This window comes from Paraburkholderia piptadeniae (genome assembly GCF_900007165.1).
Taxonomy (GTDB): Bacteria; Pseudomonadota; Gammaproteobacteria; order Burkholderiales; family Burkholderiaceae; genus Paraburkholderia; species Paraburkholderia piptadeniae.
In genome coordinates, this window is sequence record NZ_CYGY02000021.1 from 67095 (window position 1) to 93533 (window position 26439).

Here is a 26439-nt window from a genome sequence, read left to right on the forward strand (position 1 = left end):
CGGACCAACCGAGAAACTGAACAGAAGGGATGGGAAGACGAACGACCTACTCCAGTAATAGCCCACCGTCTGACCTTGAATAGCCTATAAGCCTACCTCAGAATGCACCGTTTCGGACTCGATCTGAAAGCCATATATATAATTCGAACACCTACTGTCAAAGCTATTTTGAAATGTCGGGGCTCCAGCTAAATACAGATGTCGGGTTTGAGATCGGTTTTGGGTTGGAGTCGTTTGTTATGCAGTCCTTTTTATCTATCTGGAGGGGGTTTTAGCACCGAGGCTCCCGGCTTCCGGTGAGTCCCCATTAGCGCCGCATTCAAGTCCTCGAGCGTCACTTCGCGCTGCTTCCGCGTGCCGGGCAACGGCTTGGGTTTGCGTACTGCGGCGCCGCGATTCGTGCGTGATGGCGAGCCCGATACGCGGCGGTTGTCGCGCTGCGCCTGCAGCGCCTGGGCGACCCGCAGTGCATGGCCGAGCCGCTTGTGCTCGATCACGGCCCCCTGGTCGATTTCGGAGAGCTTGTCGTACGGCACACAGGGCAGCACCACACCGTCGGCGCGGATCTCGAGGCGGCCGTCCGGATACTCCCAGACGTCGATGTAGCGGCCGATCAGGCGGCGGGTGGCCGGCGTATCGTCGAGCAGCCAGATCACGCGGTCGTTCAGCAGCGTCAGCGCGTCCGACACCTTGCGCTGTACCCGCCACGTCAGAATCGCGTCGAGATCCTCGTCGGCGCGCAGCGGCCGGTGTGCATCGAACCGGCTTCTGGGCGGCTTCGCGAAGCGGGCGTTGTAGGCCGCCATGAAGGAGGGTGCCCAGGCGTTCGCTTCGTCCAGCGTGCTGATGCCGCGCAGCCGCAGTTCCTTCACCAGCCGGTCCTGCAGCGTCTGGTGCGCGCGCTCGACGCGTCCCTTGGCGGGGCTGCTGTTCGCGCAGAAGGTGTCGATGTTCAGTTCGTACATCGCGCGGCCGAACTGCGTGACGCCTTTGCCCGCCGTCTCCGCGCGGCGCTTCACGTAAAAGACGCTGGCGCGGTCGCTGTAGAACGCCACCGGCTTGCCGTGGCGCTCCAGGTACGCGCGGGTCGCCTCGAAATAGCTGAAGGTCGACTCCGTCTGCGTGAAGTGCAGGTGCATCAGCCGGCTCGTCGCGTCGTCGACGTACACCAGCAGCGTGCAGGCCGGCGCGCGATCCTCGAACCAGCGGTGGTCGCTGCCGTCGATCTGCACCAGCTCGCCGAAACACGCGCGTCGTGCGCGCGGCTGGTAGACCTTCGGCGGACGTTGTTTGCGCGGCACCCACAGGCCGGCCTGGGTCATCAGTTGGCGCACCGTTTCCTTGCACAGCCGGATGCCGTGGCATTCGTCCAGCTTCTCGCGCGCCAGCGTGGGCCCAAAATCGGCGTAGCGCTCGCGGATGATCGTCAGGGCGCGCAACGCGAGGCCTTCGTCGAGCTTGCGGTTACCTGGCCGTCCGCGCCGGCCCGAGGCCACGCCAGACGGCCCGTGCTCCCGCAACCGGATCACCAGCCGCTCGATCTGACGTACCGTCAGTCCCAGCCGGTCGGCGGCACGGCCGGGCTTGAGGCCCGTCTCAACGACCGCCTGTATAACCTTCAGTCTGTCCAGTTCGCGCATGCTCAGACTCACCAGCGTCGTGTCCGGCTTCATGGCAGGCCCCGCAACGTCGCAGCAGTCTGCCAGCTTGCCAGCGCTCAAAAACACGACATCTGTAAATAGCCAGAACACGACATTAGGACGTAGCCGCTACACCTACGGATTCGTTAGTTCGCTTTATGTCAAATCGAACATAGGTTTTTGATCAAGACGCGCTTGGCGAGATCAATGCCGAGAAGATCGATTTTCCATGATGTGCCTCCACACCGGTTCGCGAGAGCAAGACGCCCAGTGTCCTGCGAAAGGTGCGTCGGGTCCATCTCAGTGGCAATGGTTCAGTCTCTCGGACCCGGCGATGGAGGAGGCGCGGCACGACATCCCGCTGTATCGCGAGTTTGCGCTGCTGGGAACGGGCATAATGCGGCTGCCCGACGTGAGTACGATCCTGCGATTGCGGCATCTGCTTGAGGCGCATGAGCTGTCGGCCAGGATGCTGGCGACGGTCAACCAGATCCTGCAGGCGAAAGGCTTGATGCTTAAGCTTAAGGCGGGCTCGGCAGTCGACGCAACGCTGATTTCGGCATCCAGTTCGACGAACAAGGCAGTCGCAAATGACCGTTATCAGGATCAGGAGGCTCCCGGCTACTCCGAACCATTTTAAAATTGTTCGGGCCAGCGAGTCCAATTTGCAAAGCCCTTGGGCTGAACCCTCTCCTTCTGCCGTACTGCATGGATTTGAGCCAGGCAACCAAGCCGACCGAACGCGCGATCTGTCCTGCAAAAAACCAGATTAACCAGTTGCGCGGCTTGATAGCGGACGGTACTCGTCGAGTCACTGGATCGCCCTGCTCCCTCGGCGCGCGCAACACCCTGCTCGTGTCCAACGAGGCGCACATCTATTCGCACTGGCGGTACATGTTCCGCAAGCGCCGTGTGCTGGCTGATTATGTCCCGTGTCGCGGGACTGCGGATGGGTGGCCTGCTGGAACGATTGGCTGCTGCTCGGCGTTTACGACAATCGCCAGGGCGCGCGCCCCAGCGACCGGGAAGGGGCGGGGCGCCTGCGTAGCGAACTGGTGGCTTCAGTGGTCGCGCAGATCAGCCGGGCGGCCGGTTGACGTGCGGCCGCGTCCCGCCTCTCATGCGGCGTCTGACCGTTCTGGCGTGGCAATCTTCGTTTTTCCCAATGCTTGCTTCGCGAATCATTGATGGCGCGCGGGATATGAATTTTCCAGAATGATCCCTGGACAAACAATCGGGCACGCCGGGCGCGCGCCGAGGGACATCATTCAAATGGATTACTCTGACTATCGTCACCTCCGGTTTGAACACAAACCGAATGGTGTGCTGCTGATCACGATTGACCGGCCTCCTCGCAACGCAGCGAACGGCGTTCTTCACCATGAACTGGCGGAAGTGTGGCAGACCGTCAGGAACGATCCCGCCGTACGCGTACCCGTGATTACCGGCGCAGGCGCCGCGTTCTCCGTCGGTGGCGACCTCGCCGAAGGCATCGACAAGCTCGGCAGGATCGAGCGCCATATCGAGACGGGTGAAGAGGCGCTGCGGATCGTCTACAACATGGTCCACCTCGACAAGCCTGTCGTGTCGGCCATCAATGGCGCGGCGGCGGGCGCGGGCCTCGCCGTCGCGCTGAGCGCGGACATCTCAATCGTCTCCGAGACGGCGAAACTCTGCGATGCGCACATGAACATCGGGGTCGCCTCCGGAGACCACGCCACGATGCTCTGGCCGCTTTACTGCGGGTTGCCGAAGTCGAAGCTGTACCTGCTGACGGCGGACGTTCTCACCGGCAAGGAAGCGGAACGGATTGGCCTCGTGTCCATGTGCAAGCCCGCCGACGAGGTGATCGAATCCGCGCTGCAGATCGCGGATTCACTCGGAAGAAAGCCGCAGCGCGCACTTCGCTGGACCAAACGATGCCTGAATCACTGGGTGCGCCAGGCGGCGCCGATCTTTGACCTCTCGGTCGCCTACGAAAGTCTGAACTTCATGGAGCCTGACGCCAGGGAAGGCCTGAGCGCGTTCCTCGACAAGCGGCCCCCGGTTTTCCCGTCCACGGGGAGCTGAGACCATGGATCTTGCCCATCTGCTTCACCGTTCCGCGATGCAGTTCCCCGACCGGCCGCTGTGGGTCACGCCGCAGACGTCGATCCCCTATGCGGAGGGTGCACGACGCGCAAACAGGATTGCGAACGGCCTGCTCGAAGCGGGTGAGCAATGCGACCGTGTGGCAATCCTGTCCGTGAACCGCTTCGAGCATTTCGAGATGTTCCTCGCGGCATTGAACGCCGGGATGACGGCCACGCCGTTCAATCCTAAGCTGCATGTCGACGAGCTGAGCTTCATGATCGAAGACTCAATGCCAGCGTTCTTCGTCTTCTCGCCCGAGTTCACTGAAACGGTCGAAGCGCTACGTGCCCGGCATACCTGCGTGCAGCACTGGATCTGCATGGATCGCGTCGCGGGGTTCGACTACTACGGCGACCTGCTCGAAGGCGTGGGCGACGCCCGTCCGGATCTGCTGATCGACCCCGACGATGTGGCGTGGCTCTTCTATACGTCCGGGACGACGGGCAAGCCCAAGGGGTGCATGGAAACGCACCGCAACCTCGTCAACATGGTCACGGGCAGGCTGCTGAGCATCCTGAGCGACGTTGACGAAACGGACAGGATCATCCATTTCGCACCGATGGCGCATGCCACCACCAGCGTGGGTCTCTCTCATCTGGCGCGGGGCGCCGCGCAGATCTTCCCCGGCCTCGAGAAATTTGATCCGCCCAAGGTACTCGAGGCGGTGGAACGGTTCGAGGCGACGTCTAGCTTTATGGCGCCGACCATGGTGCAGATGCTCCTGAACTGCCCCGACCTCGAAAGCTTCAACGTTAAAACCCTCAAAAACATTCTCTGCGGCGGCGGGCCGCTGTATGCGGAGGTACTGCGTCGCGCGATCGAGGTGTTCGGACCGATCATCGGACAGGGGTATGGACAGAGCGAGGCGCCGAGCGGCGTGTGCGGGATGCACAAGTCCGAGTACGACCTGAGCTCGCCCGACGGCATCAGGAAACTCGGGTCCGTGGGCCGCGAGAGCCTAGGCGTGCGCGTGCGCATCGTCGACGAGCACGGCAAGGAAGTGGCGCCGAACGTCGCCGGCGAAATCACCGTTCGCGGCGACATCGTGTTTCCGGGTTACTGGCGGCGCAAGGAAGCGACGGACGAAGTGCTGAAGAACGGGTGGCTGCACACCGGCGACGTCGGCTACCGGGATGACAGGGGCTATATCTTCATCACCGATCGCGTGAAAGACATGATCATCTCGGGCGGCTCGAACATCTATCCGCGCGAAGTGGAGGAAGTGCTCCTGCAGCATGAAGCCATCGCCGAAGCATGCGTGGTTGGCGTTCCCGACAGAGTCTGGGGGGAAGCCGTCCACGCCGTGGTCGTTCTGCGGAAAAACGCGACCATCTCGTCCGACGATGTCATCGAGTTCTGCCGTAGCCGGCTCGCCTCGTACAAGAAGCCCAAGGCCGTCGATTTCGTGGACCATCTCCCGAAAAACGCGTACGGCAAGATCCTCAAGAAAGAGGTCAAGGCGCGCTACTGGCAGAGCGCTACCCGCGCTATCTGATCGCGACCATGAGCGTACTGGACAACATTCGCGTGCTGGATTTCGGACGCTATGTGGCCGGACCCTACTGCGCCACGCTGCTGGCGGAGTTCGGCGCAGAGGTCATCCGCATCGAGAAGATCGGCGGCAGCGAGGACCGGTTCTTGCTGCCCGCGCTGGAAACTGGCGAGGGGGCGCTGTTCCTGCAGATGAGCCGGAACAAGAAGTCCATGACGCTCGATCCGATGAAGGACGAAGGCCGCGAACTCGTCAGGCGGCTTGTCGCGACGGCCGACGTGGTCGTCGCGAACCTCCCTCCCACAACGCTGGAAGCGATGGGGCTCGACTTCGCCTCCATCTCTGCGATCAATCCCAGAACGATCCTGACGCTGGCGACCGGGTTCGGTCAGAGCGGGCCGATGGCCGGGCATCTGGCGTTCGATTCGATCGGACAGGCGATGTCGGGCGGCGTCTATCTGAGCGGCCACGAAGGACAGCCGAGTCGCACCCAGATTCTCTGGTGCGACTTCGGCACGGCGCTTCACTGCGCTTACGGCACGGCGATGGCACTGATTGCGCGCGAAACGACGGGGCGCGGCCAGGTGGTCGACGGGTCGCTCTTCGCGACAGCCGCAATGCTGGGCAGCGCCTTCGCCACGGAGGCGACGCTGACGGGTCGTGACCGGGTCGGCGTGGGCAATCGCAGCTTCGCCGCCGCGCCGGCGGATATCTTCGCGACGAAAGACGGCTGGATCATCTGTCAGGTGGTCGGCAAACCGCTGTTCCGGCGTTGGGCCGCGTTGATGGAAGAACCCGGCTGGCTGGACGACGAACGCTTCAGCACGGACGATTCGCGCGCCCTGCATGGCGGCATCATCAGCGATCGCATGCAGCTGTGGTGCGAGAGCCGAACGAGTGCGGATGCGCTGAGCGAGCTTGCAACGGCGAGAATTCCCGCCGGTCCCGTGCTGCGGCCAGGTGAGCTGGTCAGGCATCCGCAAGCGGAGGCGACCGGTCTTTTCGACTGGGTCGACTACGGCACCCCTTCCCGTCCTGTTCCCTTGGCGCGTGCGCCCGTGTTCCTTTCCGAAACGCCGGGCGGCATCCGCGAGAAGCCGGCCATGCTCGGTGAGCACACGGATGCGATCCTTCGCTCGCTCGGTTATGCACAGGCTCAGATCAACGTGCTCCGCTCGCAACGGGTCATCTGAATCTGCTTGCAGAGACGTGCTGTGTAGCGCGTATCCGGGCCAATACAGTTGGTCGCGAGCGGCCGATTCAAAAGAAGACGTCACGGGAGCAATTTCTGTCGTGAGCGTTGGGCATATGCGATTACGTCTTCCAAATGCCAAGCGCTGCGTTAGCGCCCCTCCGCGTCAGGACGCCGCGGAACCGGCTCGCGCTGATGCGCGAACCGGGCGCCTCCGTATACTTTCGGCACGCGAAAGTGGCGCGCGTCGTCCTACCGGGCGGCGTCAGGCGACCCTGAACTGTCCGACCGTCGACCCGAGCGCGTTCGCCTGCGTCTGGAGCGCCATCGCGGCGGCGGTCGATTGCTCGACGAGCGCTGCATTCTGCTGCACCATCTCGTCGAGCTGCGTGACCGCACGGTTCACTTCCTGGATGCCGCGTGTCTGTTCGTTCGCGGCGTGCGTGATCTCCGAGATGATCGTCGTCACGTTCGCGACGTTGGAGACGATTTCGCGCATCGTTTCGCCGGCCTGGCGCACCTGCTCCGAACCCGCGGACACGCTCTCCACGGTCGACTCGACTAGCACCTTCACCTCGCGCGCGGCCTGCGCGCTGCGTTGCGCGAGGCTGCGCACTTCCTGCGCGACAACCGCGAAGCCGCGGCCCTGCTCGCCCGCACGCGCGGCTTCCACGGCCGCGTTCAGGGCGAGGATGTTGGTCTGGAACGCGATGCCGTTGATCACCCCGATGATGTCGCCGATGCGGCCCGACGCCTCCTCTATTTTCCCCATCGTCGTGACGACGGCCGATACGACAGTGCCTCCGTGCGACGCGATCCGCGATGCCGCTGCCGCGCGTTCGTCGGCCTGGCCGGCGGCGGCCGCCGACTGACCGACGGTGGCGGTAATCTCTTCCATCGACGCAGCCGTTTGCTGGAGGCTCGCAGCCGCCGATTCGGTGCGCGACGACAGATCCTGGTTGCCCGCTGCGATCTCGTTCGCGGCCGTGCGCACCGATTCGCTCGCGTCGCGGATCTGCCGCATCACGTCGTTCAGCTTGTCGACAAAACTGTTGAACGAGCGCGCAATGTCCGCAACCTCGTCGTGGCCGTCGGCCGACAGGCGCTGCGTCAGGTCGCCGGTGCCGGAGCCGATCGCCGCCATCGCCCGTCGCACCTGAGACAGCCGGCGGAACGTAGTCGCAGTGATTGCGCCGACGACCAGCGATGCGACGCCGACGATCACGACCAGCGTGATCAGCGACGCGGTCAGCTGCGAGCGCATGCCGGCTGTCGCGTCCGTCTTGTCGAGCGCGACGAGCGCATACCAGTCGGTGCCCGGCACAGGCTGCGCGCGAACCAGTTTCGTATTGCCGCCAACGCTCACCTCCACGGGCGCGGTCGCACCCACGAGCGACGCGCCGCTTAAGCCCCCGAGATCGGGCGACACGTCGGTGACCGGTTTGAGCGTGAGCTTGGGATCGGGATGCGCGACGATATGGCCACTACTGTCGATCAACATGCCGAAGCTGCCCGGCGTCGGGTGGATCGATTTCACGTTGGCGATCACGCTGTCGATTGCGACGTCCCCTGCCACGACGCCCTTGAGCGCGCCATCACGCATGATCGGTACGGCGAAGGTAACGATGAGGTGACCCGTGGCCCCGTCGACGTAAGGCGGCTCGACAACCGGCTTGCCGGCCTGCGCGGCTTGCCTGTACCACGGGCGGCCGGTCGGGTCGTAAGTGGGCGGGATGCCCGTCGGGTCCAAGAACCTGAACGTCTTGTCGGCATAGCCCGCATAGACGTTGGTGAAACCACCCGCTGCGGCCGACTGCCTAAACACCGGCAATGGATCGGCAGCGAGCGCGGCGTCCTGCAGCGATACGATCATCCGGCTTTTCATTGCGACCCAGTCGGCGATCCCGACCACGTGGCCGCTCGCAACGGAGGTCAGATTCCGGTCGATCGCGTCGTCGTTGTACGAGCGCGCGATGAAATAGTTGATGAGCGTGGAGGCGACGAGCGCGAATACCACTATGGCGACGCTCGCAGCGATGATGCGGGCGCGGATGGACGAGAACATGACAACGACCCCGTAAGGGCGCATGAACGCCCGGTGGACGAATTCGCCGGGGTAAGCGGCAAACTCGCGAATTATCGGAAAATCTTGTGAACGTCTTCCATCCGCAAATCGGGGAATCGATAAACCAGGATGGACCCCTCCCGCGGGGCGGCGTTCTGAGTGAAGCAACGGGATACGATGCCATTCGCGCCGGGCGCGCTTCACCTGCGCAGACACTCTGGCAGCCGACACTGAGAGGTTCGGTCGAGTCGCTCGAACGGATAACAAAATCGATAATATTTACTTCGTTATCCTTACTATTGTCGTAATATCTCTCAAGCTCAATCCCAACCGGTATAGTCCATTCGGTGCCGCTCACGTCTGAAAGCGCGCTCAACAATGACGCACCCGACAATCCTCCGGACAGGCCGGACGTGATTGTCGGCGATCGACATGCCTGTTCCCGTCCTGATGGAACGCGCGAGACGACGGTCCGCACGCGCTCCGTCAGCGAAGCAGCGCTATCTCATTTTTCTCCCGATGGCCGCGAATACCGTGGGACGGCTTGACCGCAGCCGGTTGGCGTACCCAATACCGCCCACCAGTGAGGCGAAAATGATGGCGAGCAGGCACTGCGCGACTCTCAGGTTGCCCGTGAGCATCTCGATATTGCTGATCGCAAGCCAGCCTGTAATGACGAGGCCGACGAGGCTCACCGCGGGCGCATACATCGTCTTCCATCGTCCCGGGTGGACGCGACTGCGTCGAAAGAAGACGATGACCGACAGGGACGTCAGGATTTGCAGCAGGATGAGCGTGAACCCGGTGATGCCGACCAGCGCGGCATACGCCGTAAACGGATCGGCGCCCGTCACGGTCAAAACCGTGACCGAAACCACGCCCAGGACCGAGACGAGCAGCGAAGCCCGGTAGGGAGAGCCGTGCCGGCTGTGAATCGCGCCGAGCCCGGGCGGCAGCACCCCATCGATACTCAGCGAATAGATGTAGCGCGCGAGGATGTTGTGCAACGCGAGCTGGCAGGCGAACATGCTCGTGCACATCAGGACGCTCACCATGGCCTGCCCGACATGTCCGAGGTATCCGGCGATGCTGTCGAGCGCAGCCGTCGCGGGGTCGCCTGCCGCCTTCGCGAGCGCGCCTGTGGGACCGTACGCGACGATGAAGAAGTACGTGGCCGAGACAAACACGCACGCCATGATGACGATCGAGAGATACGTCGCCCGTGGCACCGTGACTTCCGGGTCTCTCGCTTCCTCGCGAAATATGGCTGTCGCCTCAAAGCCCGCAAAGCACGTGACGCCAAACAGGATCGCGAGCCCGACGGACCCCGACACGACGGCGGTCGGCGTGAGCCAGACGGGCGACAGGGAGTCATACCCTTTGGTCAGCGCGATGGCGCCTTCCCAGACGGCCACCAGCAAGATCTCGCACACCAGTGCCAGCGTGAGCACCCGGGCCGACAGGGTGATGCGAAAGTATCCCAGCACGGAAACGACCGCCCAGAGGATGACGGCCCACAGCCACCATGTTTCGGCGCCCTTGCCCGTCACATGCGCGGCGAAGGAGCCGATGATAATGCCCGCGTACGGGTAGCCTCCCATGATGAAAAACGCGTACGCGAGCATGGCCATGAATGCCGAACCGAGGCCAGTGCACGGCCCGAGACCCACGGTGATGTAGGCGTAATAGGCGCCGGCGTTCGGCACATGGCGCGACATGGTCGTGAATCCGACCGAAAACACGAGCATCAGGATCGCCACCGCGACGAACGTCGCGGGCGCCCCCAGTCCGTTTCCGTACGCGATGATGATCGGGATCAGCCCTACTACCACCGCCAGCGGCGCGTTATATGCAAGCACCGTAAAAACGATGTCCAGTGTCCCGAGTCGACCAGTGAGCGTTGCGCGCTCTGCGTCCATCTTCGGCGTCTCCTTCACAACGGCTTGTACCTGCTCCACCGAAAGTTCTCCTCTGTAGTTTTCTGTACCACACTTCGTTACTTCGCTGGACCAGCTGGATGCAGGACCAGCAACACCTTATGTCTACACCTGATTCTGTCGTGCGCCCGGGCGTGCTCCCTGGGCCGCCCCCTTTTCGATATTGAGAATCTTCAGCTGCATCACACCCTTCAGACCTTCGATCCCGTTCTCGTGGCCAAGTCCCGACTCTTTCGCGCCGCCGAAGGGCACATCGGGCGCGAGATGAAGGTGCCGGTTGACCCAGGCCGTGCCGACTTCGAGCCGCCGGGCGATGTCCGCGCCCCGGCGATAGTCAGACGTCCACACCGTCGCACCGAGTCCGAATGGCGTCGCGTTCGCCCGCTCGACGACCTCATCGACGGTTTCGTAGGCAAGCACGGGCATGACGGGACCGAACTGCTCCGTCCTCACGAGTTCGGCATCGTCCGTGAGTCCGCGCACGATGGCCGGCGCAATGAAGTATCCGGGGCCGTCTCGCGAACAGCCGCCCGCGATCTCGGCGCCCGCCAGTCTCGCGCTTTCGATCAGTTTGAGCACCTTCTCGTACTGCTGCTGGTTCTGAAGCGGCCCCATCTGGGTCTTCTCGTCCAGCCCATCCCCGACGATAACCGAGCGGGCCAGTTGTGCAAGTTCGTCAAAAAAGGCGTCGAACATGCCGGAAGGCACGTACACCCGCTTGGCCGCAAGACAGACCTGCCCGGCGTTGACCATGGCGGCTTCGAACACCTGGCGTGCGACCGTGCCGAGCTCTGCGTCATCCAGCACGATCGCCGCGTCGTTCCCGCCAAGCTCCAGCGTCAGACGCTTGAGCGATTGCGCGGCGGCCTGCATCACCCGCTTGCCGGTTTCCGTCGAGCCCGTAAAGCCGACCTTGGCGATGTCGGGGTGGGCGGTCAGTCGCGAGCCGAGGTCATTGGCGTCGACGATGACGTTCAGCACACCAGGCGGCAGGATCCCGGCCGCTACCTCGCCAAGCAGCAGCGTAGTCAGCGGCGTGGTCGGCGCAGGCTTCGCCACGATGGTGTTCCCCGCAATCAGCCCTGGCGCGATCTTGCTGATCAGAAGGCTGAACGGGAAATTCCACGGGGTGATCGCGGCGATGACCCCGAGGGGCACATGTTCCTGGACGATCTGCTCCCGTTCGTTGTCCCTCAGCACGACGGGCGGGCAGTCCAGCGCGGCGAAGTAACGGAAGCGGACGAGACCGCCCGAGATCTCCGATCGCGCCTGGCGCAACGGCTTGCCCTGTTCCAGCGTGAGCAGCCGCGCGAACTCCCCGGTGCGCGCCTCGATCGCATCGCACAGGCGCTCAAGGTACTTGCCTCGCTGCGCGAAGGTCAGACGCGCCCACGCCGGCTGGCTGCGCCTGGCCGCATCGACGGCCGCCTCCAACTGCTGCGCGCTTGCACGCCCGCATGTCGCGAACGACATGGCCGTCGCCGGATTGACGACGTCGAGCGAAAAGTCGCCCTCGACGAGTTTGCCGTCGATCAGCATTTTCGGTTGCATGGTGTCACTGTCTCCTGTTCGCTCACGCGCGCGCGGGTGCGATCATTCCTTGCGGCCCGGACGTCCGGGCGCATCAGTCAGATGAACGGCGGCTCGCTTCGCCAGTCGAAGAACCCAGGCATGTCGGTCGACACCCGGTCGGGGAACCGGGCCTGGCGTTTTTCAAGAAATGCGTTCACCCCTTCGGCGGCGTCGGCGGAGCGTCCGCGCGACTGGACCGCGCGGCTGTCGAGCCGGTGCGCCTCTATCGGATGGCTCGCCCCCGCCATGCGCCATATCATTTGCCTGGACATCGCGACGGACACGGGCGCGACGTTGTCGGCGATTTCGCGCGCCAGCGCATAGGCCGCAGGCAGCAGGTCGTCCGGCGCGTGCACGGAGCGCACCAGGTCGCGCGCAAGCGCTTCGTCGGCGTCGAAGACGCGGCCCGTACAGCACCACTCGAGCGCGGCGGACATGCCCACCACCCGCGACAGGAACCAGGACGACGCCGCTTCGGGCGTGATGCCGCGCCGGCCGAACACGAAACCAAACCGGGCGTTCGTTGAGGCGAGCCGGATATCCATGGGAAGCTGCATCGTTATCCCGATGCCGACGGCTGCGCCGTTGACTGCGCCGATGACGGGCTTGAGGCTTCGAAAGATGCGCAACGCCACAAGACCGCCGCTGTCGCGATGCACCGTATCGACGTCGACATCGGCGTGGACATTGATATCGTGCTGTTCGGCGTAGTTGAAGCTCTCTGCGCCCGACGACAGGTCCGCTCCCGCGCAAAACGCACGACCCGCGCCCGTGAAGACCACGCAACGCACCTCATCGTCCGCATCCGTGACGTCGAGTGCGCCGACGATCTCCTGCATCATCGTGTCCGTAAAGGCATTAAGCTTCTCGGGGCGATTCAGCGTGATCGTGGCGATGCCGTTGTCGACGGTGTAGCGCAACGTATCGAAGTGCGGGGAAATCGCGGGCATGGACGGCCTCTCGAAAATGGTGAAGCGTGCGCCGCGCGTATTGCCGCGGCGCCAGGGTACGTTAGCTCATGAAGCGTCGACGTCATCGGCTGGTGGCATGCCTAAAGGCGCTCGAAGATGGCTGCAATGCCCTGCCCGCCTCCGATGCACATAGTCACGAGCGCATAGCGCCCACCCGTGCGATGCAGTTCCGCGATCGCCTTCACCGTGATGATCGCGCCCGTGGCGCCAACGGGATGCCCGAGCGAGATCCCCGAGCCGTGCACGTTCACCCTGGCAGGATCGAGGTCGAGTTCGCGCGTCACCGCGCAGGCCTGTGCGGCGAAAGCCTCATTGGCCTCCACGACATCGATATCGCGGATACCCAAGCCGGTTCGCTGGAGCGCAAGGCGCGTGGCGGGCACCGGTCCAATGCCCATCAGTTCGGGTTCGACGCCGGCGTGCGCGTACCCGACGAGTCGCGCGAGCGGCTTCAGTCCGCGCTCCAGCGCCTGCTCCAGGTCGCCCAGCACGACGGCTGCCGCACCATCATTGATTCCCGACGCATTGCCCGCGGTGACCGTCCCGCCGTCCGCCCTGAACACCGGCTTCATCTGGGACAGCGCCGTTTCCGTGACATCGGCGCGCACATGCTCGTCCGTATCGAACACGACGTCCCCTGTGCGCCGCCTGATCGTGACGGGAACGATCTGCTGCGTGAAGTAGCCGTTGCGGATCGCGCTGGCCGCCCGCTGCTGGCTCTCGAGCGCGAGCGCGTCCTGCATCGCCCGCGAGATGCCATACCTTTCAGCGACATTCTCCGCGGTGATGCCCATGTGACGACGCTGCCAAGGATCGTGCAGAATGCCATTCATGTAGTCGATGACCTGGCTGTCACCCATGCGCTGGCCCCAGCGCGCTGCGGGCAGCAGATACGGGCCGCGGCTCATGGACTCCGCACCTCCCGCGATTGCGAAATCCGTGTCGCCAAGCGCAACCGCCTGGGAAGCGCAGACGATCGCCTGCAGGCCCGAGCCGCACAGGCGATTGACGTTATACGCGGTGGCCTCTTTCGGGATGCCGGCGCCGAGCGCAGCGACGCGGCTCAGATAGGCGTCAGCCGGCTCCGTCGGCACCACGTTGCCGAGCACCACCTGTCCGACATCGGCCGGCGCCAGGCCAGAGCGCTCCAGTGACGCCTTGACGACTGTCACGCCAAGGTCGCGCAACGGCACGTCCCTGAGCGCCCCACCAAAGGTGCCAATCGCGGTTCTCGCGGTCGCCAGGATGGCGACTTCACGCTTTCTCATTGCGTTTCCCATTTAACTTGATCCATTGAAACGGATCGAACCTAGCCAGCGCGCTCCGTTATCCGGTGCGTCAGTTCGTCCGCTGCCAGCCATTCACCGTTCACCGTTATTCATCGCTGCGTCAGGCAGTCGTGGGCGAATAGTCGTAGAACCCGATCCCCGATTTCTTGCCGAGGCGGCCTGCATCGACCATCTCCTGCAGCAAGGGGGCCGGCCGGTATTTCGGATCCTTGAAGCCTTCGTAGAAGACCAGCAGCACCGAGAGCAGCGTATCGAGCCCGATCAGGTCGGCGAGCGCCAGCGGGCCAATCGGGTGATTGCATCCGAGCTTCATGCCCTCATCGATTTCCTCTGCAGAGGCGATGCCCTCCGACAGCACAAAAATGGCCTCGTTAATCATCGGGCACAGGATCCGGTTGACAGCGAACCCGGGTCTGTTTTCCACCGTGATCGGGGTTTTGCCGATGCGCCTGACGAGCGCGTCGGCGATCGCGTGCGTGGCGTCGCTGGTGGTCAGCGCGCGGATCAGTTCGACGAGCCCCATGCGCGGGACGGGATTGAAGAAATGCATGCCGATCACGCGCCCGGGGTGGGCGGTGGCTGCCGCCAGCCGCGTGATGGAAATCGACGAGGTGTTCGTCGCGACGATGGATGACTGACGGACGACGGTGTCCAGTTCTTTGAGGATGCCGACCTTGATGGTCTCGTTTTCACTGGCGGCTTCAATAACGAAATCGGCGTCTCGCAGATCGACCAGACCCGTCGTTGTGCCGATGCGACTGAGGATGTCCTGCCGTTGATCCCCGGTCATCTGTTCCTTCTTCACGAAGTACGCCAGGTTCTGGCCGATCTTTTCCTTCGCATGCGCCAGTATCGTGTCGTTACGATCGACGATGATCACGCTCAGTCCGCTAGCGGCCAGGACCTGCGCGATGCCGCTGCCCATGATGCCTGCGCCTACGACGCCAACTGTTTCGATCTCCATCCCTTAATCTCCTGTATTTCTGCCGTATCCGGCGCGGGCAAGGCGCGCCGCACCGCCTGACTGTCTGTCTGTGCTCACGGGCCGGTGACTGCCTCGAGTGCCATGAGTGCGCCTACGAGCCTGCGAACCGGGGCGCACGCTTGCCGAGAAACGCGTGCACGCCTTCCCGAAAATCTTCTGTCGTCACACAGACGCCGAACCCCCGGCGCTCGTCCTCGAGCTGCGCCCGCAGGCTGTTGTCGAATGAGCGCTTCAGCAACTGCTTGACGGTGCGAAACGCACATGTCGGGCCGCTGGCGAAGTGCTGCGCGAGCGCGCGCGTTTGCGCGTCGATCTCATCGGTCTGAACCAGCGCGTTGACCAGCCCGAGACGCAGCGCTTCCTCTGCGTCGATGGCGTCGCCCCGAAGCAGGATCTCGGTGGCCTTTCGCAGTCCCACGATGCGTGGAAGGTGCCAGGAAATGCCGACGTCGACGCAGGCGCCAATGCGCGTGTACGCGGCGTTGAGCGATACGTTGCGCGCGGCGATCGCCATGTCGCAGGCCAGCGCCAGACTGATGCCAGCACCGGCTACGGGTCCCTGCAGGCTGGCGATGGTCGGCTGCGGCATCTCGCCCAGCAGGATTACCGCCTCGTTCAGCGCCTCGATCATCTGGTCCGATATCTGTGGGGCACTATCCATGTCATGGCCAAAGAGCCGCACGTCGGCGCCCACGCAAAATGCCTTTCCTGCGCCACGGAGCACGACCGCGCGCGTGGCGCTGTCGGCGGCGATCGCCGCGCAGGCCGCGCTCAGCTGCCGCGCCATGTCGACCGTGAGCGCGTTCATTGACGCGGGCCTGTTCAGCACGATCTCGGCTACCCCGTGCGCCTTGCGCACCAGGATCGGCGCGGTTTCGGGGGCTACTTCAGTGGCCACTTCAGGAGCCGATCCACGGGCCGATTGGTTGATTGTTGTCACTGTCCCTCCAGTAAGTGCTCAGTCCATCTCCGCCATATGGGCAGTGGAGCGCCCTTTCGATACAGGCATCAATGGAAACATGCGCGAGGCCCGGCAACAACACGCAGGAGCCAAACCTTACTTCGGCAGAGTCGCTACATGTGCTGCGGCGGAGGGTCATTCAGGGGCGTCGCGTTCACCGATCACGCGGGCACGCACGCGAGCATTCCCGCGGATGGCGCGGCAGCCGGGCGCACCGGGCGTCCCCTTTTTCGATGGATGAGCAAGGGCGTCCAGCCAGCGTGCGTTGCCGGAGCGCGGTTCTGCGCAAACGCACCGGGGGGCATGGTGCGCGCCGGATCCTGCGCCACGCAGGCAACCCGGGGCAACCCCGGGGTGGTCAGGTCATGAGCGCCGCCCCGCTTCGCCCCGCGGCTGAGTGCGGATCAGTGGCGGTGCTGACCGCCGGTTTCAAGCCCAGAAAGCGGATGCGCTTCCATCTTCCACGGCGATCTCAGGAAATGCCGGACGCGCTCGTCGCGCACTTCCACAAGTGCGGCGGGCGCCCATCGCGGAAATCGCCTTCGCCGATCGCCCGCGCCACGATTCCGAGCTCCATGCGAAACGACTCGGCAAGCGTCATATGGCGCCCGCGCAGCAACGCTTCGCGCGTCACACACAGCATCGTCGGCGAGTGCGAGGTGAGCGCATCGAGCGTCGTCTGCAGCCATGCGCGATAGTCCAGCGAGAGCCGCTCGCGCGCGAGATCCCGCTGCAGGGTCGCGACCGTGCGCTCGACTTCCGAGCGCCGGTCGAAGTGATGGGCAATCCAGGGGTACCAGGCGTCCAGCTCCTCATGCGGGACCACATTGCGCGGAGGTTCGAACAGGCGATAAAGCTCGTGCAATACGTCGCCGTTCCAGGCGGCGCATTCAAGACGCGCCTCAAACGAATCCAGCCATGACGACGGCACGCACAGGTCCGCAAGCTTTGCGGCAAGCGCGTCCGGGCCCGATAGCATCGCGCCCGTCAGGCCGACGTAAAGTGCGAGCTCCACGGGCAGCTTCGCCAGAAAATGCGTGGCGCCCACGTCCGGGACGAGCCCGATGCGCGTCTCGGGCATCGCGATCCGGCTGCGCTCCGTCACGACGCGCAGCGCAGCGCCCTGCGCGAGACCCATCCCGCCGCCCATGGTCACGCCGTCCATCAGCGCGACTACGGGCTTCGGGAACGTGTGCAGCATGTAGTCGAGCCGGTATTCGTCAATGAAAAACGACAGCCAGTCGCCATCTGCTTCGCCCGCCATGCGGTACAGCTCACGCACATCGCCGCCTGCGCAGAAGCCCCGCGTTCCTGCGCCCCTGAGCACGACCGCGACGATGTCGTGATCGCGCCGACAGTGCTCGAGGAGCGCCGTCAGCGAACGCACCATGCCGGACGACAGTGCGTTGAGCGCCCCCGGCCGGTTCAGCGTGATCAGCGCGACGCGGTTCAGCGTGCGAAACTGCACATCGGACAAGGCGTTGGGATCGGCGTCCTGCATCCTGGCCGGCGTGTTCATGGTCGCCCCCGCCACTGCGGCGAACGCCCGCACACATGACACGGGTGGAACGCGTGACGCGCGTACGGCCGGTTCACCGCCATCGGCGCGTCCCCCCTGGGCAGGCTCGATCGATCCCGTATTCATCGCCTCGTCCTCCCGATCAGCCCAGACGGATGGTCGTGTTCACCGGGCCTGCCGTCGTCCCGTCCTCGAACCATCGCGCGGTGACCGTCTTCGTCTGCGTATAGAACTGGACGACCTGCTTGCCGTACGGGCCGAGATCGCCGAGCTTCGAGCCGCGCGAACCTGTGAAGCTGAAGTACGGCACGGGCACGGGAATCGGGATATTGATCCCGACCTGGCCGATATCGATCTCGCTCTGGAACTTGCGCGCGGCCGCGCCGCTTTGCGTGAAAAGACCAACGCCATTGCCCATCGGGTTGCTGTTCACGAGCGCGATCGCATTGTCGAGCGTCGGCACGGTCATCACGCACAGCACCGGGCCGAAGATCTCGGTCGTGTAGATTTCCATCTCCGTCGTGACGTCGCTGAAGATCGTCGGGCCGACGAAGTTGCCTCCTTCATAGCCCGGCACCTTCACATCGCGGCCATCGAGCGCAAGCGTCGCGCCCTCCTTCACACCCGCCTCGATCAGACCGAGAATCCGCTCCTTCGCGGTGCGCGACACGACCGGGCCAACGTCCGTCTTCGGCTCATGCCCCGCGTTGACCTTCAGCGTCTTCGCCTTCTCGACGAGTTCGGGCAGCCAGTCCTTCGACGCACCCACCAGAACGACCACCGAGGTCGCCATGCAGCGCTGCCCCGCCGCGCCGAAGCCGGCGCCCGCGAGCGCGTTCAGCGTCTGCTCGCGGTTCGCGTCGGGCAGCACGACGGCGTGATTCTTCGCGCCCATCATCGATTGCACGCGCTTGCCATGCTGGCTGCCGAGGTTGTAGACGTGTGTGCCGACCGCCGTCGAGCCGACGAACGAGATCGCCTTCACGAGTTCATGCGTGCACAGCGCGTCGACCACTTCCTTGCCGCCATGCACGACGTTCAGCACACCCTTCGGCACGCCCGCTTCGATCGCGAGTTCGACCAGTTGCATTGTCGACAGCGGATCCTGCTCGGAGGGCTTCAGCACGAAGGTGTTGCCGCACACGATGGCCATCGGGAACATCCACAGCGGAATCATCGCGGGGAAGTTGAACGGCGTGATGCCCGCGCACACGCCGATCGGCTGGCGCAAGGTGTACGTGTCGACGCTGCCTGCCACGTTCTCCGCGAATTCGCCCTGCTGCAGGGTGCCGATCGAGCATGCATGCTCCACCACTTCCAGGCCGCGGAAAATATCGCCTTCCGCATCGGGCACCGTCTTGCCCTGCTCGGCCGACAGCGTCTTCGCAATGCGCGGCATGTGTTCGCGGATGAGCGCCTGATACTTGAGCATGATGCGAACGCGGGCGCCGACGGGTGTCTTCTTCCACGTATCGAACGCGGCGTGCGCACAGCGGATCGCGGCATCCACTTCCTCTTTCGTCGCGAACGGCACACGCGCGAGCACCTCCTGCGTGGCGGGGTTCACGATATCGCGCCATTCGGTAGTGCGCGATTCGGTGAACTCGCCGTCGATCAGCAGCTTGGCGGTGGAAATGGCTTGCCCCGTACGGGACGTCGGAATTGCGTTCAAGGTTGACTCCTCCTTTTGTTAAGGTCGCCACGAAATCGCTTCTCTGGCGACGGATTCCTGGCACTGGCGAACCACTGCCGGCGTGCAAGGCTGGACCTGCTGGCGGTAGTTGCCAGCGGTAGTTACCAGCCCGCTTCGCGTTGTTCTTGTGCTCTCCCGGTCCGGACACTGCGCGCGCGACGGATCATCGCGGCTGACTTCGTCGCCAGCGCGGCGGCGCAGGTTATCTCGACCGGAGCAGGCAATATGGTGTCCATAGTAGATTGGCTGTCGACAGCGTTCGATGCTCATGCCGCTCTATCATACTGAGCGAATTTGCCTGTGATGCTTCGGAAAGTCCGAAACAAGCCTTCGTACTCCCGTGTTGCTCTGCCGGGCCTCGCATGGTGACATTGGTAGCACCGCAACTACTTATCAAAATGATCATGGGAACCATGAAAGAGAAGCTTGCCACCGCCTACCGGGTCATGCCGGGCGGTGCATTTACGACCTACGTACTCGACGAGGAAGTCGATCTCGTCATCAGGGACGGGAAAGGCGCGAGGGTCTACGATGTGGATGGCAAGGAGTACATTGATTGCGTCAACGGCTCGGGACCGATGCTGCTGGGTCACGCGCATCCTGAAGTCGTCGAGGCCCTGCGCAAGGCGGTCGAATGCCCGTCGAACTTCTACCTGCTGAACGAAAAAGGCATCGAGCTCGCCGAGCACCTGGTTGCCGCGATTCCGTGCGCGCAGCAAGTCAAGTACGGCGTCACGGGGTCCGATGCCACGCTGTACGCGATGCGTCTTGCGCGGGCGTTCACGGGGCGCTCGAAAATCCTGAAATTCGAAGGTGGCTTCCTGGGCGGCAATGACTACGCGCTCATGAGCATGAACCCGCCGGCTCCGCAGCCGGACTTCCCCAACGCGCGCCCCGACAGCGCGGGCATTCCCCGCGTGCTCGAGAGCGAAGTGCTGATCGCGCCGTTCAACAACCTGACCGTCGTCGAGGACATCGTCAGGACATCAGGACACGAGATCGCCGCCATCATTGTGGAAGCCCAGCAGCGCTGTATCGATCCGCAGCCTGGCTTCCTGGAAGGACTGCGCGCGATCTGCGACACCCACGGCATCCTGCTCATTTTCGATGAGGTGGTGACCGGTTTCCGTCTTGCATGGGGCGGCGCCCAGGCGCGCTTTAACGTTCTGCCCGATCTCGGCACCTACGGCAAGGTGATTGGCGGCGGGTTGCCGCTGTCGGCGGTGGGCGGTCGCGCGGACATCATGGGACTGGCGAATCCGCGCAGTCCCGCGGATCCTCGCAAGTGCTTCACGGGCAATACGACCTGCGGCAATTCGGTCGCCGCGACGGCGGGCATTGCGACCCTGAACGTGCTGCGTCGCCCGGGCACCTATGAACGCCTGGACGAGATTGGCGACCGTTTCCGTAAAGGCGCGGCCGAAATCTTCGCGAGACGCGGCCTGCCGGGCCAGGCGATCGGCTCGGGACCGCTGTCGCAGATCCTGCTGACGGATACGCCCGTCATCGATTACCGCAGCAGCGTATCGGGCAACCTCAAGCTGCAGCGACAGCTGATGACGGCGATGGTCCGACGCGGCGTGCTCACGCATGGGAAGTTCTACTTTTCGCTCGCGCTGTCGAACGAAGACATTGACCAGATTCTGAGCGTACTGGACGACTCGATTGCTTCCGTCCTGAACTGATTTGCCAGAAACACATCCTCCCATCCATTTCGGCCCGCCTTCGCAGACCGTTGTCAGCGAAGGCGTCCCGGAACGGGTTGCTCACGGAGCATGCCGCTGTATCGCCAGACCACGCCGCTGCGCCGCTTCGACAGGGACATCTCGTCGAACCCGCCGGCAGCGAGTGTCGTGCGAGTGGGACTGGCCACGCAGCCGGTGATCAACCTGATGCGCGACGTGCTGCTCGAATCAGAGCTGATCTGCGACGACGAGACGACTTTCCAGGCACTCAGGGAACCAAGACGAAAGCCGCAGGTGAGGCGTTACCTGTGGGCGAACTGCAGTTGTCCCGGTTCTTGTGCATTCGTCGACGCAGGCGGCCTGCTGGTCTTCACTCTCTCAAAGTATTCCGTTTCGCAGCCACAGTCGTTTTCCCACACTACAGCGAAAGGTTTCATCCTGTCTCCCTGTCAAGCGATATCCGCCGATTCAGAAAAAGCCTGAGCCATGTTAATTGCCGCCGCGAAAAGCATGTCACACCGAAGCTTGTGGTTGAGTGGCCTCCTTGTGCGAAGGTGCGCCTTCGCGTAACGCCTCGATGGACAGTTCCCTGGTAAAGGTTAACTGACGCGCCGCCTGCGTGCGTCTTGTGGGAGATCGCGCAAGACAGCCGGTGCGCGTGCGGGAAGCTCAGATAAGCCGGCGGATGTACTCACTGAGACGGCGCCAGTAACCCGGGACCGACGTCGAACCTGTCTCACGCTGATGGCGCGCCAGCGGCGCGTGTCGCGCGATACGCTGACCGCCTTTACCCTTTCTTCGATATCCATCCATCGCCCCCGGGCAATACCGACTTTCCAGGACAATGAATTCGGGTGACAGGTGTTGAGGCCGGTACATGATGTCCTCCAACGACTTCGCTAAATCGCAGGGCGCGTCCTGCCAGGGTCCGGGCGGACTCAGGCAGTCGAACCCGGACACTGCATTCCATTCACGATCACGGCGGCGCTTCAACCAATCCCTGCGCCTCGCGCCAACGTGCCTTCTCAATGAGCCCTCACATCGTCAGTGCTTGCGCGGACGGCCCCGGGGATCCAGCCGCGCGTGGGGCGATTGGATCGCACGCAGCTCATGCCTGTGCGTACGAGGACCTGCCGCGGTTGAAACGCATCACCACGAAGATGGCGATCGACGTGATCGCGATGATCACAGTCGACACGGCGGCCAGGGTCGGGTCCGAGTCCACATACACGCTGTTGAACATCTTGACGGGCAACGTCTTCAGATCCGGACCACCCAGAAACGACGCGATGACCACTTCATCGAAGGACGCCATGAAGGCGAACAGCGCGCCGCTCGCGAGTCCCGGGCTGATGATCGGCAACGTGACAAGAAAGAACGTTTCCGTAGGCGTCGCGCCGCAACTCGCGGCGGCATACTCCATCGTCTTGCTGAAGGCCTTCAGGGCCGCCGACACCGTCGTGAGGACAAACGGCGTAGCAAGTGCGGTATGCGCAAGAACAAATCCGAGATAGTTCCCCGTCAGATGCCACTTGAGGAAGACGGCGTACGTACCAACGCCGCTCACAACGGCGGGAATGATCATCGGCGAGAGCAGCAGCGACGACGTCGCCGCGTTCAGGACCCCCTTGACCCTGGTGAGCCCCAGGGCCGCCATGGTGCCCAGTACAAGCGATAGCAGCGTGACGACCAGCCCTATTCCGAACGACTGGAACATGCCGCGATACCAAGCTTGGTTGGTGAACAAGTTGACGTACCACTGCGTCGAAAAGCCTCTGGGCGGAAACGCGAAGGATTGCACGCCGCTGAAGCTCATCGGGATGATGACCAGCAATGGTGCAATCAGGGTGAACGCGACAAGGCTCGCAATACCATACAGCGCGACATTGCTCGCGCGGCGCATGATGAAACTGGAACGGTTGTATTTGCTCATATCCGACTCTCACTGTTCTTTCGTGCCGATTCGGTTGCGCAGAGTGCGGGTCATCACCGCCCCACTCGCCAGGATGCCGACGGTCGTGACGAGCAGCACCACCGCCATGGCGCTGCTGCGCCCCCACGCCAGCAGTTCAGTGACCTGCGCATAGATGATCTGCGGGAGCATCGCGTCGCGAGGCGAGCCGAGTATCGCTGGCGTCACATAAAATCCCAGCGAAAGAACGAAGACCAGCACGGCCCCGGCGAAGACGCCTGTCATCGACAGCGGTAGGAATACAGTAAAGAATGCGACGATGGGTCTTGCGCCCAGCATCAGCGCAGCGCGCATCAGACTTGCATCGATCTTCTGCATGCTCGTGTAGATGGGCAGCACTGCAAAGGGAAGCAGCACCTGCGCCATCCCGATGGTGACCGCGGTCGCCGTGCCCAAAATGCTGACGGGGGGCGCACCGACAAGCGATAGGACATAGTTGACGACGCCCCTGTCCTGCAGGATCACGACCCAGGCGAAGTTACGCACCACTGCGCTCGTCCAGAATGGCAGCAGAACGACGCCCAGAATGGCGAGCTTCCACACGCCTCGCGCTCGCATCATCGCGTAGGCCATCGGATACGCGACAAGCACACAGAACACCGTGACCTTGAAGGCCGTGACGAGCGTGTTCCAGTAGATGCGCATGTTCGTGCGGTCGCTGAAAAACCATTCGAAATTCGACCATGCGCTCGCGCCTGACGGAATGTCAGTGACGCTCTTCACCGTCATGGTGAAGATGGGATAGAGAAAAACCAGTCCCAGAAAAGCGAGAACAGGAATGAGCAGCGCCGCGCGACTGATCCGGCCGCGTGGGCGCACACGCGCAGTGGCGAGACCGGATCCCGACGAATCCGTGGACACGATGGCTGAGTCAGTCACCTGCGCCTCCCTTTTCGACAGGCAACATCATGCTGGCCGAGACGGGCCAGCACACAGAGACCTCCGCCCCTTCCCTGACGTCGATCTGGTCGCGCGGCTGCTCCCGGACCTGCATCAGCGTGCCGTCGGGCAGCGCGACCTCCACCTTGCGCGAGGATCCCACGTAGATGATCTGCGACACGCGCGCATTCACACGGTTGGGTTCACTGCATTCCTGCGCGACAGGAATCACGCGCATGCGTTCAGGCCGTACGCTGATGGCGGCTGCTGCCGCACCGTCCAGTTTCTGCGAGCGCGGCGCCATGAAGGTTCCGCAGCGGTTCTCGAGGATGTGAGAATCCCGCTCGACGCGAGCGGTGCCGTGCAGGATGTTCGAATCGCCGAGAAAATTCGCGACGAAAAGCGACTGCGGCCGCTCGTACAGGTCGGCGGCCGTGCCGACCTGAGCGAGCCTGCCGTCGCGAAAAACGGCGATGCGATCGGACATCACGAGCGCTTCTTCCTGGTCGTGGGTCACGAAGATGAACGTGATCTTCAGTTCCTTGTGAAGCCTGCGGATTTCAAGCTGCATCTGTTCGCGCAGCTTCTTGTCGAGCGCGCTGAGCGGCTCATCCATCAGCAGCAGCGTCGGCTCGAACACAATCGCCCGTGCGAGCGCAACCCGTTGCTGCTGCCCGCCCGAGAGCGCCACCGGATACCGGTCCATCTTGTCCGCAAGCTGGATCAGATCGAGAACGCGCCCCACTCGCGACCGGATCTCCGCCTTGCCGACGCCGCGCCTTCTCAACGGAAAGGCGACGTTATCAAACACGGTCATGTGTGGGAACAGCGAGTAGCTCTGGAACACCATCCCGATGTTCCGGCGATGAGGCGGCAACGCCTCGATCGGCTGGCCGCCGAGCAGGATCTGGCCGGACGTCACGTCCGTGAATCCCGCCACCATGCTCAGGGTGGTTGTCTTGCCGGAACCGCTCGGTCCCAGGAATGTGACGAATTCACCCGCCTGGATCTCCAGGCTCACGTCATCGACAGCGGGCGCGTTGTGACCATAGCGTTTGGTCAGATTCCTGATCGACAGGGCGGCTCCAAGACCGCCGCCGTTCCTTGTCATACCTTGGGATGAAAACGACATCACACGCCTCCCCAAACCATCCGTTGATGATGGGTGGCTATCGCCCGGAAGTGCTCCGGGTCGAGGCCCCATCCTGCTGATACGTCGCGATACAAGGCTGCCCGTTACTGAGATTGCCAGGCCACAAAGCGCTGATTGACGGTGTCGAAGTTCTTCGCCCACCAGTCCTGATTGACGAACACGGCGCTTTCTCGAACGGGCAGAAAGTGCGCCGAAAGCGGATCGACCTTCGGGTGTCCGTCCGTGTTGGCCGTCGCGTAGGACGTGAGCTCTGTCATGCTGGCCTGCTGCTTGGGCTGCGCGACGAAATTGAGGAATGCGATGCCGGCAGCCTTGTTCTTGCTACCCTTGACGAGCGCCCACTGGTCCCACGACAGGAGCTGCTGGTTGCGCACGACCTCCACCTTCGCGCCGGCCTTGGCCGCCGCCGCGACGCGGCCCGAGAATGCGAGCGCGAGATCGACCTGGTTATTGACGAGCGCGTCGGTCAGACCGCCTGGCGACTGCGTCCAGGTGATCTTGTCCTTGATGGTGTCCAGCTTTTTGAATGCGCGATCGAGATCAAGGGGATACAGCTTGTCGACGGGCACGCCGTCGGCGAGCAGCGCCATTTCGAGGATTCCCGTCATCGGGTTATTGAAGATCGCGCGCTTGCCCGGAAACTTCTTGAGATCGAAGAAATCGGCCCAGCTTTTCGGGGGCGCGTTTTTATATTTGTCCTCGTTGTAGGCGAACACCTCGGCCACCACCACCGTCGAAACGCCACAGTCGTTGGTGATGAAACGTTTGTCGATGCCTGCTGCGACGAACTTCGACGTATCGACCTTCTCGAACAGTACGCCGCAGTTTTGCTGTACGAACGATGCATCTTCGGTGTAGATGTCCCATACGGTGTTGCCGGACTCCACCTGCGCCTTCAGCTTCGCTCTCGGGTTAGGAGAGTCGATGCTTACCTTCGCGCCTGTCGCCTTTTCGAACGGCGTCATCCAGGCTTCTTCGATCATCTTCTGAAGCGAGCCGCCAAAGAAGGCCGCGGTGATTTTCTGCCCTTGCAGGTTGGGCGCCTGGTCGGCAAAGGCCGACGGGCCACTGATGGCCAGGACGGCCGCGACCGAACAACACTTGACTACTTTCCCGATCAACATGTGCTTTCCTTGAGCTGGTTTCACGAGAACGCTTCAGGTTTGGACTGGCGAGCCGCTGAAGTCGTCACGAATTTGAAGTCGCCACAACGGCGACTTCAAAAACCAGTATATGGATCGGGATTTTTTTTCACTATCGCTGCCAGGAGAACCTAGGATCGGTTCTCTCGCAGGTATTTG

General features: G+C 63.2%; 17 protein-coding genes and 3 pseudogenes. 6 read left to right on the forward strand and 14 right to left on the reverse strand.

What is annotated here, in order from left to right; translation table 11 throughout:
• Positions 1-251: 251 nt before the first annotated feature.
• A complete protein-coding gene (locus tag BN2476_RS09585; RefSeq protein WP_087733904.1) occupies positions 252-1673 on the reverse strand; it encodes an ISNCY family transposase in 1422 nt (473 codons plus the stop codon).
• 274 nt (positions 1674-1947) lie between these two features.
• Here BN2476_RS09585 and BN2476_RS09590 point away from each other — a divergent pair.
• From BN2476_RS09590 to BN2476_RS09605, 4 genes and pseudogenes are all read left to right on the forward strand, one after another.
• Positions 1948-2223: pseudogene (locus BN2476_RS09590) on the forward strand (IS5/IS1182 family transposase); the annotation flags it as partial.
• Between the two features lie 689 nt (positions 2224-2912).
• Positions 2913-3710, forward strand: a complete 798-nt coding sequence (locus BN2476_RS09595) for an enoyl-CoA hydratase/isomerase family protein (RefSeq protein WP_087733905.1) — start codon at positions 2913-2915, stop codon at positions 3708-3710.
• A 37-nt stretch (positions 3711-3747) separates the two neighbouring features.
• Entirely contained in the window at positions 3748-5268 is a 1521-nt protein-coding gene (locus BN2476_RS09600; RefSeq protein ID WP_235850781.1) for an AMP-binding protein, read from the forward strand.
• A gap of 8 nt (positions 5269-5276) precedes the next feature.
• Positions 5277-6458 (forward strand): CaiB/BaiF CoA transferase family protein, encoded by a 1182-nt coding sequence (locus tag BN2476_RS09605; protein ID WP_087733907.1) that lies wholly within the window; start codon positions 5277-5279, stop codon positions 6456-6458.
• A gap of 264 nt (positions 6459-6722) precedes the next feature.
• Here the strand turns inward: BN2476_RS09605 and BN2476_RS09610 are convergent, their stop codons facing one another.
• From BN2476_RS09610 to BN2476_RS09650, 9 genes and pseudogenes are all read right to left on the reverse strand, one after another.
• Entirely contained in the window at positions 6723-8522 is a 1800-nt protein-coding gene (locus BN2476_RS09610; protein ID WP_087733908.1) for a methyl-accepting chemotaxis protein, read from the reverse strand.
• Between the two features lie 500 nt (positions 8523-9022).
• Entirely contained in the window at positions 9023-10480 is a 1458-nt protein-coding gene (locus BN2476_RS09615; protein WP_235850775.1) for an APC family permease, read from the reverse strand.
• An 84-nt stretch (positions 10481-10564) separates the two neighbouring features.
• On the reverse strand, positions 10565-11998 hold the full coding sequence (locus tag BN2476_RS09620) for an aldehyde dehydrogenase family protein (protein ID WP_235850776.1): 1434 nt from the start codon (positions 11996-11998) through the stop codon (positions 10565-10567).
• 89 nt (positions 11999-12087) lie between these two features.
• On the reverse strand, positions 12088-12981 hold the full coding sequence (locus BN2476_RS09625; RefSeq protein ID WP_087733910.1) for a crotonase/enoyl-CoA hydratase family protein: 894 nt from the start codon (positions 12979-12981) through the stop codon (positions 12088-12090).
• A 101-nt stretch (positions 12982-13082) separates the two neighbouring features.
• Entirely contained in the window at positions 13083-14270 is a 1188-nt protein-coding gene (locus BN2476_RS09630; RefSeq protein WP_087733911.1) for an acetyl-CoA C-acyltransferase family protein, read from the reverse strand.
• A 121-nt stretch (positions 14271-14391) separates the two neighbouring features.
• On the reverse strand, positions 14392-15255 hold the full coding sequence (locus tag BN2476_RS09635; protein WP_087733912.1) for a 3-hydroxybutyryl-CoA dehydrogenase: 864 nt from the start codon (positions 15253-15255) through the stop codon (positions 14392-14394).
• A 112-nt stretch (positions 15256-15367) separates the two neighbouring features.
• Positions 15368-16216 (reverse strand): enoyl-CoA hydratase/isomerase family protein, encoded by an 849-nt coding sequence (locus BN2476_RS09640; RefSeq protein ID WP_235850777.1) that lies wholly within the window; start codon positions 16214-16216, stop codon positions 15368-15370.
• Between the two features lie 425 nt (positions 16217-16641).
• Positions 16642-17756, reverse strand: a pseudogene (locus BN2476_RS09645) (enoyl-CoA hydratase/isomerase family protein).
• 142 nt (positions 17757-17898) lie between these two features.
• A complete protein-coding gene (locus tag BN2476_RS09650; protein ID WP_087733913.1) occupies positions 17899-19428 on the reverse strand; it encodes a CoA-acylating methylmalonate-semialdehyde dehydrogenase in 1530 nt (509 codons plus the stop codon).
• A gap of 425 nt (positions 19429-19853) precedes the next feature.
• Between BN2476_RS09650 and BN2476_RS09655 the strand changes: the two genes are divergently transcribed.
• Both BN2476_RS09655 and BN2476_RS09660 read left to right on the forward strand, forming a co-directional pair.
• Positions 19854-21134, forward strand: a complete 1281-nt coding sequence (locus BN2476_RS09655; RefSeq protein ID WP_235850778.1) for an aspartate aminotransferase family protein — start codon at positions 19854-19856, stop codon at positions 21132-21134.
• A gap of 90 nt (positions 21135-21224) precedes the next feature.
• Positions 21225-21467, forward strand: a pseudogene (locus BN2476_RS09660) (IS66 family transposase); the annotation flags it as partial.
• 775 nt (positions 21468-22242) lie between these two features.
• Here the strand turns inward: BN2476_RS09660 and BN2476_RS09665 are convergent.
• The 4 genes from BN2476_RS09665 to BN2476_RS09680 form a co-directional block, all read right to left on the reverse strand.
• Positions 22243-23067, reverse strand: coding sequence for an ABC transporter permease (locus tag BN2476_RS09665; protein WP_087733914.1), 825 nt, complete (start codon positions 23065-23067; stop codon positions 22243-22245).
• Between the two features lie 9 nt (positions 23068-23076).
• On the reverse strand, positions 23077-23985 hold the full coding sequence (locus tag BN2476_RS09670) for an ABC transporter permease (protein ID WP_143810929.1): 909 nt from the start codon (positions 23983-23985) through the stop codon (positions 23077-23079).
• Positions 23978-25117, reverse strand: a complete 1140-nt coding sequence (locus tag BN2476_RS09675) for an ABC transporter ATP-binding protein (RefSeq protein WP_087733916.1) — start codon at positions 25115-25117, stop codon at positions 23978-23980. The genes BN2476_RS09670 and BN2476_RS09675 overlap by 8 nt, the downstream gene beginning before the upstream one ends.
• Positions 25118-25221: 104 nt before the next feature.
• The gene (locus BN2476_RS09680) at positions 25222-26262 is read right to left on the reverse strand and encodes an ABC transporter substrate-binding protein (RefSeq protein ID WP_235850779.1); all 1041 of its coding nucleotides are present in this window, start codon (positions 26260-26262) and stop codon (positions 25222-25224) included.
• Positions 26263-26439: the final 177 nt, after the last annotated feature.